This is a genomic window from Zhongshania aliphaticivorans, from assembly GCF_902705875.1.
Classification (GTDB): Bacteria; Pseudomonadota; Gammaproteobacteria; order Pseudomonadales; family Spongiibacteraceae; genus Spongiibacter; species Spongiibacter aliphaticivorans_A.
In genome coordinates, this window is record NZ_CACSIK010000001.1 from 2,162,371 (window position 1) to 2,177,161 (window position 14,791).

The following is a 14,791-nucleotide window of genomic DNA, read 5'->3' on the forward strand; positions in this document are numbered from 1 at the left end:
CATAGCCAGCCCAGCGAAAAGTGAACTGAGCTTACAAGCGCAATTCACTAACCAACTCATCCGAGAATCGTCACACACCTTGACTCCCCTCTCCTAGCGAGTATCCTTTGCGCCGATGTTTCAGGTGCCTGAGTGTATTTCTATATGCAACGGTGAAACGGGAAACAGGTGCGCACGCCTATCCAGCTGCAATACCTGTACTGCCCCCGCAACGGTAAACAGAGATGATTATTCAGCCAGCTATCATCTAGTTGGCAGCCACTGCGTGTTACGTGGGAAGGCGAATTGATCACGCTGATGTTGTCAGCCCTTTGTGAGTCCGGAGACCGGCCTGAAATAACAGGATAAACGCGACGGGGTGTCGACGCCTGCTTCAGCCACCGCTGTCGCCTGCAAAAACTTCCACGCTTTTATTATTTCCTTATGCTTATTTACCGTATGCGGGAGAGCTGCGGTGGGATGCCTTTGCTATGTCTACACTTTTGCCGATTGCTGATTTACTCACATCTAAACGTCGACAGAGAATGTCTTTTTCTGCCTTTTTGTTCATTACCCTTTTTAGCCTATTTGGCACCAACTTAAGCCTTGCTGCCACTAATACCCTCACAGCCATTGTCTCTGACCGCTCAGCACCGACATTGATTGCCAGTGCACACCAATTACTGCAAGAAAAAACAGAAGTGCAAATCCGTATCCGCACCGTTAGCCAGATTATTGCGATGGATGATCGCCAACTGCAAACGCTTATCAGCAACAGTCAAAGCCTATTGTTCATTGCCGTTTTTGGCGAGCCAGTAGAACGTCTGCTTAACCAGCGCTTTCCTGCCAGCCAAAAACGTACGGTATTGCATAGCGACCGCCGCTTAATGGCGTTACAGCGAGATAGACACGGCGATATTTTTGCCTCCAGCATTCCCGAAGATGTGGTCGGTGATCGTGATGCGGTTATTGATGAGCCCTCACTAACGGCTAAACAAGCCGCAGCCCCCCCCTACGCCGATTGGCTGCAAGCGCGGGCTTACTGGGTGAATCGTTCAGTGGATAACGGCGTTAGCTTGTTTAATTTTATACTTAGCAACGGCAAACAAATTACGCCAGCGCAAGCCGTAGCGCCGCTACGTTTTGCCGTTTACCAAAACGACCAAGCCAATTGGCTAACACCCGACAAATTAACGCAGGCCTTAAAACCCATGCGCCGCACACTTTGGATTATCGACCATGACGGTGGCGACATTTCTGGCGACTGGGCACTACACCAACAACTATGCCAAGCCACACAATGGCAGTGTGTATCTATTCTGGCCGGTTGGGGTGAACCCAGCGTAGCCGCCATTTCACAAATACACGACATAATGCGCGGCTCCTTGGCAGGCACACCTGCCGCCATTGTGACCGTACAAGATTTTGTAATTGGCGGTGGCGAAGGCCGCGAAAAGGTCACTCAATTACTCACTAAAATAAATTTACCAATCCTAAAGGCAGTTCGTTTGAGTGAATGGTCTGAGGCCGAGTGGGCCTTATCACCAGAGGGGATACCCAGAGATTCTGTTCACTACCGCGTGGCCATGCCTGAATTACAAGGCATCTCGCAACCGCAGGTTTTAGCTCTGGCGGAGCCAAGCGGCATAGACCCGCTCACCGGCGGCAGTCTTTATCGCAGCAAGCCGATAGACAATGAAGTAAAACGCCAAGCCCAACGCCTAACGCGTTGGATGACACTGCAAGAAAAAGCCAATGCCGACAAACGTATTGGCGTGGTCTATTACAACCACCCACCCGGCCGCCACAATATCGGCGCAGATAACCTCAACGTACCCGAAAGCTTGCTGGAAATGCTGCAAGCGATGAAAGCCGCAGGCTATAAAACAGGGCCGCTGCCAAAAGACGCCAATGCACTATTAGATAAATTACAGGCCACCGGCGTTAACCTGCCCGATGACCGCGCCGCTTTATCCGCCATGTCAACACAGGTAAACACCATTAGCGGCGATGATTACCAAGCCTGGTTTGCCACCCTGCCAAAGGTGGTGCAGGCAGAAATGGTCAACGGCCCACTAGGCGAGCTGCAAGTATGGCTGCAAGAACAAGTGGACAATGCGGTCGCCTTAGAGTCTGTCACTGAGCGCCAAAGCCGCTTGGCACTTATCAGCGCCCGCATGAGTAATACCATCAGCGATTTACAGCACGCCCTTGATGGTGTGCGTGATGCCGGCCGCGCTCGCGCACTAGACTTATTAGCTCAAACGGAAGCCGAGTACCAAGCCGTTATTCAACGCAGCGCCGATGGCGGCACACCAAATTGGCAAAGTAGTGAGAAACTTGTAAAAGCCATAATCGACATGGGCATTGAAGGGATTCGCGGCTGGGGCACGGCGCCAGGCCGAGTGATGGTATGGAAAAACAAAATACTGATTCCCGGCGTGCAATTCGGCAATGTCTTTTTAGGACCGCAACCACCGCGGGGCTGGGAAATTAACGAAGAACTACTCCACGCCAATATGTCCTTTCCACCGCCGCATCAGTATTTAGGTTTTTATCATTATATAAACGATGTGTTCAAAGCCGATGCGTTAGTCCACGTTGGCCGTCACTCCACCTATGAATTCCTACCTAAACGCAGCGTAGGTCTAAGCGAAAACGACTACCCCAGTATTGCGGTCGGCGATCTACCCAGTGTCTACCCCTATATCGTTGATGGCGTTGGCGAAGGCATTCAAGCAAAACGCCGTGGTTTAGCGGTGATGATCGATCACCTCACTCCTCCCCTCGCCGCCACCGAGCTCTACGATTCGCTTTTAGAAATTCGTCAGCTGATAGAAAGTGCCGAAGCTGCCAATGACGCAGACACCCGCGCCAGAGCGGTAAAAGCCCTGCGCGACAAAATTGATGAAACCAATTTGCGCGACGAACTTATCGCCAGCATGGACGAAGAATTAAAAGTACGTGGCATTGGCTTTGAAGAAACCGACGATTCTTTCTTGCTCCACGAAGTAGGCCACTACCTCACAAAGCTGCAAGAAAGCTTTATGCCACTGGGCCTACATGTATTTGGTCGCAACTGGCAGCCTGACGCCGTCGATACCATGATCAGCTCAATGTTACAGGGCGACAATAGCGGCAACGACAAAAGCAGCAAAGACGATTGGCGCAACAAATTAATCGCCTCCCCCGCCGCCGAAATGTCAGCCTTACTCAACGGTTTAAACGGTCATTTTGTCGAACCGGGTAAAGGTAACGATCCCATTCGGACGCCGGAGTCGCTGCCTACTGGCCGCAATTTTTATGCTTTAGATGGCAGCCTACTACCCACCCGCGTTGGCTTTGAGGTTGGCACCGCACTGGCCGCCAAAGTGCTTAGCGGTGAGTCTGGCGTCGCCATTGCAAACACCGACACCCACAATAATAAACAGGGAATTATTTTGTGGGCCTCTGACGCAGTACGTGACGAAGGTGCCATGATCGCCTTTGGCATGAAACTGCTCGGCGTACAACCGGTTTGGAATAGCCGCGGCATTATTAAAGGCTTAGCGCGATTACCCCTAGGCCCCGATCAACCACAAAGATTGGACGTGGTCTTTACCACCTCTGGCTTATTCCGCGACCTATACGGCAAACATTTATTGCTACTCGATAAAGCGGGACTCATGGCGCTGGACGCCAGTAGCGACCGCATTCGTCGCGACTACCCCGCGCTCACCCTCGCCTTAAACAAGGCCCTTGCTCCGCTGGGAGAGGCTGAACGCGGCGGCAATGAAACCTTTGAACAAAACCAATTCGCCAATAACTGGGTAAATGAGGCGCGTGAATTGCTCGCGGCCAACCCCAGCATCAAACCCGATGAGCTAGGTCGCCAAACCAGTTTGCGGGTTTTTGGTATTGCCCCCGGCGGCTATGGCGCAGGCATTAATCGCTTGGTTGAACGCAGTGGCGCATGGCAAGACCGCAGCGAATTGGCTGATGTTTTTATTAAGCGCATGGGCCACGCCTATGGTGCCGGCATGCACGGTCAATCTGCCCAAGACCAGTTCAAGCGTCAACTACAAAGCGTATCGCAAACGTTCTTAGGTCGCGCTAGCAACCTCTATGGTTTGATTGATAATAACGACGCCTTCGATTACTTGGGCGGCTTTAATTTAGCGGTGGAAACCGTCAGCGGCAAAGTGCCAGCCAGCGCAGTTATTAACCATGCCGACAACCGTAATTTACAAATTGACGCCCTCCACGACGCCTTGCTCTCAGAACTGCGCGGTCGTTTTTTTAACCCGCAATGGATCAAACCCTTAATGGAAGAAGGCTATTCCGGCGCACGAACAATGGGCAGCGAGTTCATAGAATATTTATGGGGCTGGCAGGTCACTAGCCCAGACATTATCAATGACAAAGTCTGGGAAGAAGTAAAGTCTGTTTATATCGACGATGCTCAAAATCTCGGCTTAAAAGCGTTTTTGGCCGACGATAATAATCGCTATGTGCAGACCAATATTTTAGCCGTGATGCTCGTTGCCATCGACAAAGGGTTTTGGGCGGCGGATGCCGACACCACCCAGCAATTGGCTGAGCAATTTGCCAACAACATCATTGAACACGGTAACCCCGGCAGCGGCCATACCCATGCCCGTCACCCCATGTACGATTTAGTAAAATCGCAATTGTCCGCCAAAAAGGCCGAACAGTTGGAGGCCAAATTGCAAAGTAGCCGTATGGATGACGCCGATATAAACGCCACTAACAACAGCGCAAAGGCACCAAGTCATATACAAGAAATTGAAATCGATAAGGCTGAATTTGCTGCGCAAACGGCAGCGGCGTCAGCAAGTGCATCGCAAGCCAAGGCCACCGACAACGCATCGGATTCAACACAGTCACAAGCATCAGATTACTTAGCTTGGCTTGTCGGCATTGGCGTCATACTCATGCTGGGCGGTTTATGGCGCGGTCGCCGCAGCAATCGCTAACGGCTCATACGGAGAATACATTATGTTTTCAGGAATATCGCTGGGCTTAATGCACCAGATTACTTCGCTACTGTTAACCCCTGTGATTTGGGCGCTATTGTTTTTTGTTGGCCTCGCCATATATGAAATTGGCATCAGCATTGGCGAGCGTTTTGGCGGAATCCGTCAAATACGCGACGCCGGCAACCGCGATGTATTATTACAGACGGGAAAACGCCGCATTGAGCGTGCCGACTTTCTCACCCGCTTAGCCCCAATGCTGGGGTTAATGGGAACCTTAATTCCTCTTGGGCCCGGCCTAGCCGCGTTAGGCGATGGCGATCTACGCGTACTCACCACCGCAATGACCGTGGCCTTTGATACCACGGTGATCGGCCTGCTAGCCGGTATGATTGGCTTTGTATTGGGACGCCTACGACGACGCTGGTACGACCAAGCCATACTCCAGCTAAACAAGGAGCAACATCATGGATAAGTGGCGCCACAGTGATTTTTTAGAATCGGACGAAGACCCGCTTGGCCCCATGGCCAATTTGATCGATATCATACTGGTGTTTGCCTGCGGACTCATCGCCGCATTGGTTTCACTCAGTCCCGATTTACAGCAACATTTCAACACAGCACAAATGCAGAAAGATATTAGCTTGGGCAAAGAGCTACCCACCGTGCCGCAAACAATGAAAGATAAAATCAGTAGTGGCAGCGGCTATGAATCGCTAGGCCAAGTCTACCGCGATCCAGAAACAGGGAAGCTCATTCTTATCGGGGAATAAAATCACAAACTATTATTCGGTCGCAATATACAGCGACCGAATAATACCCACTACTATAAAGACTGTTCGATAAACGCCTTTACTTGTTGTTGTGATCCCGCACCCGTGCGCTGTGCAACAAGTTCACCATTGTTAAACAACATTAGGGTGGGAATACCCCGTACACTATAACGCTGAGCGATATCTGGACTCTCATCCACATTCAACTTGGCAATTGCCACACTGCCGTCTAACTCACCCGCCAAGCTCTCAAGCACGGGGTTCATCATTTTACATGGCCCGCACCACTCGGCCCAAAAGTCCACCAACACGGGGCCTTTAGCATTGCTGATAGTATCGTTAAAGTCCTGATCTTTCAGTTGTTGAATTAATGACATGGTCTTTTCTCCTGTTGTGTATTGTCGAACTTCACTATGCGCGTCAGCCAACAGGATTAAAAATTGTTCGTGGATATAGTATTCATCATAAATTATGATGAGATAACCAATCCATGAGTGAGAGTCCGCTTGAGTTAGCGCAATGAAAAGCCAGGAACTAACACTGCTGCAAGTCTTTGACGCCATTATGACCGAGGGTTCAGTAACCCGCGCAGGCAACCGTTTGGCCATGTCGCAACCCGCCGTTTCCAACGCCATTGCTCGAATGAGAGACGTTTGGAAAGACCCGGTCTTTGTTAAAAAAGGTCGTCAAATTGAGCCAACAGCTTTTGCCCAAAGCCTTTGGGCGCAAGTGCGTACCCCCATGCAACAACTTGCAGCGGCATTAGAGCTGCGAGAATTTAATCCCGCGCAATCACATCGCCAATTTCGCATCGCCATTGCCGACCTGTCAGTAGACCTATTCTGGCTACCCTTCACCCAACAGGTGACGGAATATGCACCCCATGTCGATCTATACGCCCAACCCTATACCCGCTTAGGCGTCATTGAGCAATTGCGGGCAGCTAGCATCGATATCGGTTTAGGGCCCGTCAATCAACACGACCGAAGCTTACGCTCCATTCCCTTATATCAATCCAATTACAAGCTCGTGATGCGCAAAGATCACCCCCTGGCAGGCAAGCCAGTTTCAATGGATGATTTTATTGCCGCCAAGCATTTACTCGTCTCTCAGTCAGGGGAGCCTAGAGGCGATGTAGACCAAGCCTTGCAACGGGTAGAAAAACGACGGCGAGTCGCCATGACGGTCAATCATTTTTCCGCTGTGCCAAAATTATTAACCCATAGCGATCTCATTGCCGTTATTCCACAAATGGTTGCTGGTGGCACGCGCTTTCGATCCGAATTATGGGTGAGCGATCCCCCGCTAATCATAGAGCCAAGCCCCGTCTACCTAATATGGCATACTCGGCTTGATCAAGACCCGGGACTAATTTGGTTGCGTAATTTGTTAGAACATGTGGTGAAACAACAGTGGAACGCATGTAGCCATTGCAGCACCGACGAATTAGCTAACTCGAATGAATTAAACACTCTGATGTAATCAACACTGTAGAAAAACCTGCTTAATAAAGTAACTAGCAGCGCTCAACACAACGACGATGAAAAACAACAAGGACTCACACGATGGATATTTCTGGATTAATCATATTTTTAGCCATTGGCGCATTAGCCGGCTGGTTAGGTGGCAAAATAATGAAAGGCGGTGGTTTTGGCTTGGTTGGCAATATTATTATTGGCATCGTAGGCGCCGTCATCGGTGGCTATGTTTTTAGCTTAGCTGGAATTTCAGCGGGAGGACTTATAGGTTCAATCATTACCGCAACAGCGGGATCGGTAATATTAATTTACCTTATTCGGCTAATCAAAAAAGTATAATAATTTTACTGGCTATGGCCCAGACACCACGGCATGTCTGGGCACGCCCCCTTTAGGGCCTAACAGCTAAAAAACGCACAAACACTAATTTCACCTTTATTCCCCCAACAAAACCAATCCGCCGCTTATTTGATCCAGATCATATTCCCTGAGCATGATCCTCCTATAATAAATTTAAACACGCAGCATTCGAGATCAATTTATATATTTTGTCACAATTTAGTTTGGCAAAAAGGGGAATAACGATGAACGTAAAAAATGAAGTTAATACTTTGCTTGAAAAACTAAAAACTGAACGTGATGAGCTGAATGTTCGCATGCATCTCGCAGGCGCGGAAGTACGGGATGAATGGCAGGCACTTGAGAAATATTGGGACCAGCTAAAACTAAAAGGTGAACATCTACAGGATGCATCTGAAGAGAGCGCAAAAAGCCTGTCTATCGCCGCCCAGGAATTAGGCAATGAACTAAAAGAAGCCTATCAACGTATTGGTAAAGCGCTGCGCTAAGGCGGAGAATTTGGGTGTTACGAACATCGTGGCACCCCAGTTCTCGTTATTTAATGCCGACAATCTTTACATGGCTTCCACAATATTCTTTATCTTTATCGCTTTTTCAAAGTGATCAAATTTATTGGTCATAATCCACCACTCCGCCGCTTCCATGAGCAGTGCAGGGTCAGTATTTTTATTTGAAAAAAAGGCATAAAAAGAAAGCCCAACACCACTGCCTTTACTCGCTATTTTCGCGTCGCAAACGGCAATAATTTTATTTCTTAAACTTTCTCTCATCATTCACCTGCAGCCCTAAATCATCCATTTTTAATTGTGCTCGCGATAAAATATTGCGGAGACGATATCCCATACTTATAGGCACACTCAGCCTCTATTATTACGCTAACCGCAACCAATCTTTCAGGCTTTGTCCGATATCAGCAATTTCTTCTGCACAGACTTCATGTTGCATGGGGTAACTGCGATAAACCGGTGAAAAACCCATGCTTTGCAGTATTTGATTAGCACTATGCCCCATACTCTCGGGCACCATAGGATCTTGGCTGCCATGAAAAATATGAATAGGTAAGGTTTTATTCTCTTCTGCCAAGCTGACTTCCTTGGCCGTAGCAAAATACGTAGACATTGTAAGTAAGCCCGCCAAGGGCTTGGAGTAAGACAGCGCCGCGTGATAGACCACCGCTCCGCCCTGACTAAACCCAGCTAATACAATACGATCACTGCGAATACTAGCATCCAATTCACGCTGAATTAAATCTCGCACTGCTGCGGCTGATGACTCAATTTGTACATGGTCTATTTCACGCTCTATCGACATCGCCAGAATGTCATACCACGCTGGCATCACCATGCCACCATTGATGGTCACTGGAATTTCCGGCGCGTGAGGAAATATAAAACGTACTCCATGTGCTTCCGGCAAGCCTAAATGAGGCACCACAGGAACAAAATCGTGACCGCTGGCACCCAGACCGTGCAACCAAATAACGGCAGCATCTGCCACACCTTTTGGCTCTATTATTTCGCAATTAAGCAAAGCTTAGCTCCTAGATAGATAAAAAATTTCAGCTAGAATATCACGGCGTAATTACTCATGCTTTGATAAAAATAATCCACTTAGGTATTTCCATAGCCACTAGTCATTAATCAATGCCTTTATCGATTCACCAGACAAAAGCTAATGAGGCAAACACTTTGCGTCCTGATTTCTGCCTCGCATTATAAGAACCAGGGAAAAACACCGTATCCAATACCTGATTTAAGACCCTCTCATCCGTTAAATTAGTGCCACCTAACGTCAGAGCCCAGCCCTGATCCCACGCCCCAACACTTATCCGTGCGGACACTTGTGAGTAGGCTTTTAAATAGCTATTGGGGTCTAAATCACCATCGGTGTATTGATCTCCTTGATACAGGTAATCCATGCTGGCCCGCAACGCCAAACCAAATAAGGGCAAGGTTAACGTGGGGGTGATACTCGCACTTTGCTCGGGTGCAAAGGCAATTCGTTTACCACTGAGATCTTGATTGGAATTTAAGCCACTCGTAACAGGCGCAGGTGCATTTGGATAACTATCGTATTTTGCATCTAAAAGCCCCAAAGACCCCGACACACTTAGCGGTTCAAATGGCGTTAACCACATGAAATCCATTTCCATCCCCTGGGACAGCGCAGAAGCAGCATTCGTCACATCAAAAAATGCGCCATTAAAAGCCAGCACCTGAAGGTTATCGAATTGTGTTTGGTAGATGGCCGCATTTATTCGTAGAGTATTCTCAAAGAATTCACCTTTGAACCCCGCCTCTATTGTTGCTGCTTCTTCAGGCTCAAATGACAAATCTTCGCCACCAAACGAAGACGCATTAAAACCACCGCTTTTGTAACCACGGGCATAGGTCAAAAACACATTGGTGTCACTATTCAAATAGTATTGAAAAGACAATTTCGGGGAGACATCAGTCTCATTGCGACTCAGACCCCGCTCATCATAGTCTTCCGCACTAAGCGCCAATTCCATGATACACGGTGTTCCCAGCGCGGCCGTTTGACAAACCCCTTGACCAGAGGCATCTGCCTGCTTGCTTTCGCGACTAAAACGCACCCCCGGCGTAATCACTATTTGCTCAGTTAGTGCCCAGCTCATCTGGGCAAAAACTGCCTGCGCATCCACATTTAAAAGGTAATCAAGCTGTAAATAATCTTCGCCAATCACTGCGCCAGTCAAATCACTAAGCAGCCCAAGACCTGCTAAATTCAAACCGCTAAGTAAACCACCACTGGAAACCGCAGTTTGGCCAGAAATCAACTGCAAAGCATCATCTGTTGTCAGGTAAGCGCCAAAATCATTTCCGGCATTAATCTGGGTTTGCTGCCAAAAGCGAGATTCAAAAACGTATAATCCCACGACAAACTCAATACCCTGGCCAATACCAAATAGGCTGTCGGCGGTGCCATTAAACCGCAACTCGGCTGATTGTTGTTCGTAATCTGAAACGACCGCTAAACCAGCAAGGTCGGCAGGCGAAGTATCTAAGTCAACCAAACTATCAATCGTTAAGCTTGTATCAGCTAACACCAATACTGCGCTCACGTCATTCAGCGCACCAAGTGAACCTATTTCCCACTGCGTTTTTAAGCCGACCGTATCAGAAGTCTTATCTAAGAACCCAGGTTGATCATAGGAGCTTGTAAAATTATATGGGTCACCCTCAATATCAGCATCGTAATTCTGTAAAAAAGCCGTGGTTCCCTCATCAAGATTCATTAACTGCAGGCCCCAGTAATTTGCCGAGGTGTCTGAGGTCAAACCTAAAAGCTCAATAGATAGATTGTCACTAGGTAGAAATAATAATTTTAAGCGTTGCCCGCTCTGCTCATGCTCGTCATCTTGGCGGTGTAAAAACTGGTTATGGAGCTGGCCTTCACGACGAATCTCCTGAGCGGCAATACGCACCCCAAACCAATCAGTGACCATACCACCGACACCACCATCCAAGCTCAATTCTTCAGGGTCGGATTTGTTTAGCCGTAAATCTGCCGACAACACCTCGCTAGGCCCCTTAGTGGCTACATTGAATACACCCGCAATGGTGTTTTTGCCAAACAATGTTCCCTGCGGTCCGCGCAGCACCTCAACCCGCGCAATATCAAACATGCCTTCGTTATAATACGAGGGGCGATTAAAGAAAATATCATCTTGAACAAAGCCAACAGAGCTATCGAAGGCCGAATTAAGCGGGTTTGAGCCAAAACCGCGAATGTTTATTTGCGCCAATGCCGGGTCGGTGTCGGACGAGAATCGAACATTGGGAATATACGGCGCAATGTCTTGCAACCCTGTTGCGCCCACTTCTCGCATGAAATCACCACTCACCGCCGTTAAAGATATTGGCACGTCCTGTGACGACTGCTCTACCTTTTGCGCACTAACCACCACCTCTTCCAATACACGGCGTTTGCCGGCGTCCTCTTTACCAACAGACACGCCTTCAGCCGCCACGCAACACTGCGCAGCCATGCCGAATAAAACCATAGTCCAATCGGGTATTTTCTGCCTATTCATCATTGCCACCTACTTTATTATTATTTTCCGTCAACGGAATCACCCGAAAAACGTCAATTTTATTTACCTTATAGTCTCTCTTTCATGTCCCCGTCAAGTGACTAACTCTTGCCACTGCAAAGATTATAAATAAAAACACTCGATAGACTTTTGCATCACAAAAATGTAAATATAATTGATAAAATAATAAAGAGGCTTACACAGTGATTGATCTACACACCGTACCCACTCCCAACGGCCATAAAATTTCTATTGCGCTAGAAGAGCTGGGCTTGGATTACCAAGTCATACCCTATGATATAAGCGCCGGAGACCAGTTTAAGCCAGAGTTACTAGCACTAAATCCAAATAACAAATTACCCGTCATTGTGGACCACGCCTCCCTGTCTGATGACGGCACGCCAATGGTTATCTTCGAAACAGGCGCAATTTTGATCTATTTGGCGGAAAAAACCGGCAAGTTATTATCTGACAAACCAGATATTAGGTTTCAGCAACTGCAATGGCTTATGTTTCAAGTGGCAGGCATAGGCCCGCTGCAGGGCCAGGCCCACCACTTTGTGCGCTACGCGCGGGTTCAGCAAGACTATGCCCGTGAGCGCTATTTAAATGAGAGTTTGCGGCAATGCCGCGTTCTTGAAGGTCAACTGCAAGATCGCAACTATCTGGCCGGTGATTATTCCATTGCAGACATAGCCTGTTGGCCATGGATACGCTGCCTGCCCTTAATTGACATCCACTTAGAAAATACCTTTCCGCGATTATTCGATTGGTTTACCCGTATCGAACAGCGCCCCGCCGTAGAGCGCGGCAAAAATCTTATTCACGGCTGGGTTTACCAGCTGCCACCGAACTTTAAAATGGAGTTAGACGAAAAAACCTGGTCCTACTCATTTGGCGAAGAGCAGTTTAAACCACGTTAACCCTAACCATCACAGGCAACATTACCCGAGTTACCAGCGGAAATGAGGTATTGGCGCCATGATCACCAATCAGTCATTAGCACAGGGTAAGCTGCGACAATATGTCACGCCTCATCACTGACGAGCACATGTAAAATACCCACTTCTTTAATGGGAGCAGCCGTCAATGAGAACTCAGTTCAGCCTAGCCACACTTGCCAGTACGATTGTATTACTCAGCGCGTGTGGAGGCGGCTCTTCCGGTGGTGGCATAGTCACAGACATCACCATCCCCTTTGTTGCCCGCGCTAACAGCACGGACATCAGCTGTGATGCAGATTTGGTCGGGCTAGGCACAGATGCAGCCTCTGGCAACATTACCGCTTTTGCTCTTTATATTCACGACGTGGTATTACTCAATAGCGACGGCAGCGAGCTCCCATTAACACTTGCCGACAACGACTGGCAGAGCAGCGGTGTTGCCCTACTTGATTATCAAGACAAAATAGATAATTGCGCCAGCGACACGAGCAAGCCAACCAACACCAGCATCAGCGGCTCAGTTGATGGCGGCATAGAAAATGTTACCGGCATACGCTTTACAATTGGCGTTCCTGAAGACTTAAATCACGACGACGCTTCTGCAGCCGAGTTACCGCTTAATCGCACTGATTTATTCTGGAGCTGGCAGTCAGGCTACAAACACGCACGCATGGACATTGCACCCGCTGGCGGCGTAATGAAACCAGACAATACCACTGTTAGCAATTGGAATGTTCACCTCGGCAGTACAGGCTGTACCGGTGACGCTCAAAGCGGTGAGATTGTGAGCTGCAGTGCAAACAACCGCCCAACCATCGAATTAGATAATATTGACTTGAACAGCCAACACATCGTCATTGATTATGGCAAGTTAGTGGAAAATAGTAGTTTATACACTGATAATGGCGGCGCTCCAGGCTGTATGTCTGGTGCAACAGATCCTGAGTGTCCAGATGTGTTTGACGCCCTAGGCATGGGGCTGGGCGAAGACGCCGACCCCACCGCTGGACAAACCGTTTTCAGTGTAGAAACCTTCTAGAGAACTCTATGGCAAACCACGCCTATTTAATGGTCGCCTTTGCGGCCATTTTTTCGTTTACCCTGACCGCCTGTGGTGGTGGGAGTGGCACGAACTACCAAACCGGCGATGACACCGAATTACGGCAATTTTCCTGGGGTGTTCCAGATTACATCCCTCTTCCCATCGTTCCAGAAGACAACCCCGTTAGCGAAGCCATGTTTCAGCTCGGCCGCCATTTATTTTATGACGAGGATTTATCGGGCAACGCCACCCAAGCCTGCGCCTCTTGCCATCATCAGAGCATGGCCTTTGCCGAATCAATAGAGCGCTCAATTGGCTCCACCGGCGAACTTCACCCCCGCAATGCGCAAAGCTTGGTCAACGTCGCCTTTAATTCCACCTTAACCTGGGCAAACCCATCTTTACTCACCCTAGAGCAACAAATTCTGGTACCGCTTTTTGGTGAATTCCCTGTTGAACAAGGGATTACTGAAGACAACAAGACTGAAGTACTCGCGCGAATTAGCCAGAAACCCGAATATCAAACACTTTTTACTGAAGCAAGTGGCAATGCAGACGAAAGTATCAACTTTGAAGTTATCGTCAAAGCTCTTGCCACTTTTGTTCGCGGCATCAACTCGTTTAATAGCGACAGTGACAAATATGAAAATGGTGCAACCAACACCCTAAGTGACGCAGCATTACGAGGCAGAGAATTATTCTTTAGCGAAGAACTTGAATGCTTCCACTGCCACGGCGGTTATAACTTTACCGACTCGGTCGCTGATAGCAGCCAACTATTTGTTGATACACCTTTCCATAATACCGCGCTTTACAATATTGACGGCCAAGGGGCCTACCCTGAAATTAGCCAAGGCATTATCGAAATCACAGGCAAAGCGACTGATATGGGCCGCTTTAGAGCGCCCACGCTGCGCAATGTTGCCTTCACCGCTCCCTATATGCACGACGGTTCCATAAGCACATTAGAAGAAGTGATTAGAACTTACGCCGCTGGCGGCCGTAATATTGAAAATGGTCCCAACGCAGGTGATGGCCGAGAAAATCCGTTTCGTGACGGCTTTATTTCTGGTTTCGACATTGACGAAGACGATATCCAAAATGTTATCGCCTATCTCAACAGCCTTAGTGACTTTGAGCTCATCAACAACCCACGCTTTGCCAACCCCTGGGAAGAATAAT

At 48.5% G+C, this 14,791-nt stretch carries 13 protein-coding genes and 1 riboswitch; of the genes, 9 read left to right on the forward strand and 4 right to left on the reverse strand.

The genetic code is table 11. The annotated features are described in order from the left end of the window. The first annotated feature begins 105 nt into the window (after positions 1-105). Positions 106-350, forward strand: a riboswitch (cobalamin riboswitch). A gap of 120 nt (positions 351-470) precedes the next feature. Genes AELLOGFF_RS09860 through AELLOGFF_RS09870 form a run of 3 tightly spaced genes read left to right on the forward strand, consistent with a single transcriptional unit; the run spans position 471 to position 5,728 of the window. Further along, complete coding sequence (locus tag AELLOGFF_RS09860) at positions 471-4,955, forward strand: cobaltochelatase subunit CobN (protein ID WP_235035654.1); 4,485 nt, start codon at positions 471-473, stop codon at positions 4,953-4,955. A 22-nt stretch (positions 4,956-4,977) separates the two neighbouring features. Next, positions 4,978-5,430 (forward strand): MotA/TolQ/ExbB proton channel family protein, encoded by a 453-nt coding sequence (locus AELLOGFF_RS09865; RefSeq protein ID WP_159268579.1) that lies wholly within the window; start codon positions 4,978-4,980, stop codon positions 5,428-5,430. Further along, positions 5,423-5,728, forward strand: a complete 306-nt coding sequence (locus AELLOGFF_RS09870) for a DUF2149 domain-containing protein (protein WP_159268580.1) — start codon at positions 5,423-5,425, stop codon at positions 5,726-5,728. Before AELLOGFF_RS09865 ends, AELLOGFF_RS09870 begins: the two co-directional genes overlap by 8 nt. Positions 5,729-5,781: 53 nt before the next feature. Here the strand turns inward: AELLOGFF_RS09870 and trxA are convergent, their stop codons facing one another. After that, complete coding sequence (gene trxA / locus AELLOGFF_RS09875; RefSeq protein ID WP_159268581.1) at positions 5,782-6,105, reverse strand: thioredoxin; 324 nt, start codon at positions 6,103-6,105, stop codon at positions 5,782-5,784. Between the two features lie 142 nt (positions 6,106-6,247). Here trxA and AELLOGFF_RS09880 point away from each other — a divergent pair, with 142 nt between their 5' ends. From AELLOGFF_RS09880 to AELLOGFF_RS09890, 3 genes are all read left to right on the forward strand, one after another. Next, positions 6,248-7,210 carry a LysR family transcriptional regulator gene (locus AELLOGFF_RS09880; RefSeq protein WP_159268582.1) on the forward strand — a complete coding sequence of 321 codons (963 nt, stop codon included), beginning with the start codon at positions 6,248-6,250 and terminating at the stop codon, positions 7,208-7,210. 83 nt (positions 7,211-7,293) lie between these two features. Then, on the forward strand, positions 7,294-7,545 hold the full coding sequence (locus AELLOGFF_RS09885) for a GlsB/YeaQ/YmgE family stress response membrane protein (RefSeq protein WP_159268583.1): 252 nt from the start codon (positions 7,294-7,296) through the stop codon (positions 7,543-7,545). A gap of 245 nt (positions 7,546-7,790) precedes the next feature. Continuing rightward, positions 7,791-8,054: a hypothetical protein gene (locus AELLOGFF_RS09890; RefSeq protein WP_159268584.1), complete on the forward strand. Its 264-nt coding sequence runs from the start codon at positions 7,791-7,793 to the stop codon at positions 8,052-8,054. Between the two features lie 66 nt (positions 8,055-8,120). On the opposite strand, the gene AELLOGFF_RS09895 is transcribed toward AELLOGFF_RS09890, so the two are convergent. From AELLOGFF_RS09895 to AELLOGFF_RS09905, 3 genes are all read right to left on the reverse strand, one after another. Further along, positions 8,121-8,339 carry a DUF6500 family protein gene (locus tag AELLOGFF_RS09895; RefSeq protein ID WP_235035655.1) on the reverse strand — a complete coding sequence of 73 codons (219 nt, stop codon included), beginning with the start codon at positions 8,337-8,339 and terminating at the stop codon, positions 8,121-8,123. A gap of 97 nt (positions 8,340-8,436) precedes the next feature. Next, a complete protein-coding gene (locus tag AELLOGFF_RS09900) occupies positions 8,437-9,096 on the reverse strand; it encodes an alpha/beta hydrolase (RefSeq protein ID WP_159268585.1) in 660 nt (219 codons plus the stop codon). A 127-nt stretch (positions 9,097-9,223) separates the two neighbouring features. After that, a complete protein-coding gene (locus tag AELLOGFF_RS09905; protein WP_159268586.1) occupies positions 9,224-11,626 on the reverse strand; it encodes a TonB-dependent receptor in 2,403 nt (800 codons plus the stop codon). 200 nt (positions 11,627-11,826) lie between these two features. Between AELLOGFF_RS09905 and AELLOGFF_RS09910 the strand changes: the two genes are divergently transcribed. The 3 genes from AELLOGFF_RS09910 (at position 11,827) to AELLOGFF_RS09920 (ending at position 14,790) form a co-directional block, all read left to right on the forward strand. After that, on the forward strand, positions 11,827-12,546 hold the full coding sequence (locus tag AELLOGFF_RS09910; protein WP_159268587.1) for a glutathione S-transferase N-terminal domain-containing protein: 720 nt from the start codon (positions 11,827-11,829) through the stop codon (positions 12,544-12,546). A gap of 166 nt (positions 12,547-12,712) precedes the next feature. Beyond that, on the forward strand, positions 12,713-13,606 hold the full coding sequence (locus tag AELLOGFF_RS09915) for an MbnP family copper-binding protein (protein WP_159268588.1): 894 nt from the start codon (positions 12,713-12,715) through the stop codon (positions 13,604-13,606). A gap of 8 nt (positions 13,607-13,614) precedes the next feature. Further along, the gene (locus AELLOGFF_RS09920) at positions 13,615-14,790 is read left to right on the forward strand and encodes a methanobactin export MATE transporter MbnM (RefSeq protein ID WP_159268589.1); all 1,176 of its coding nucleotides are present in this window, start codon (positions 13,615-13,617) and stop codon (positions 14,788-14,790) included. The last annotated feature ends 1 nt before the right edge of the window (position 14,791 follow it).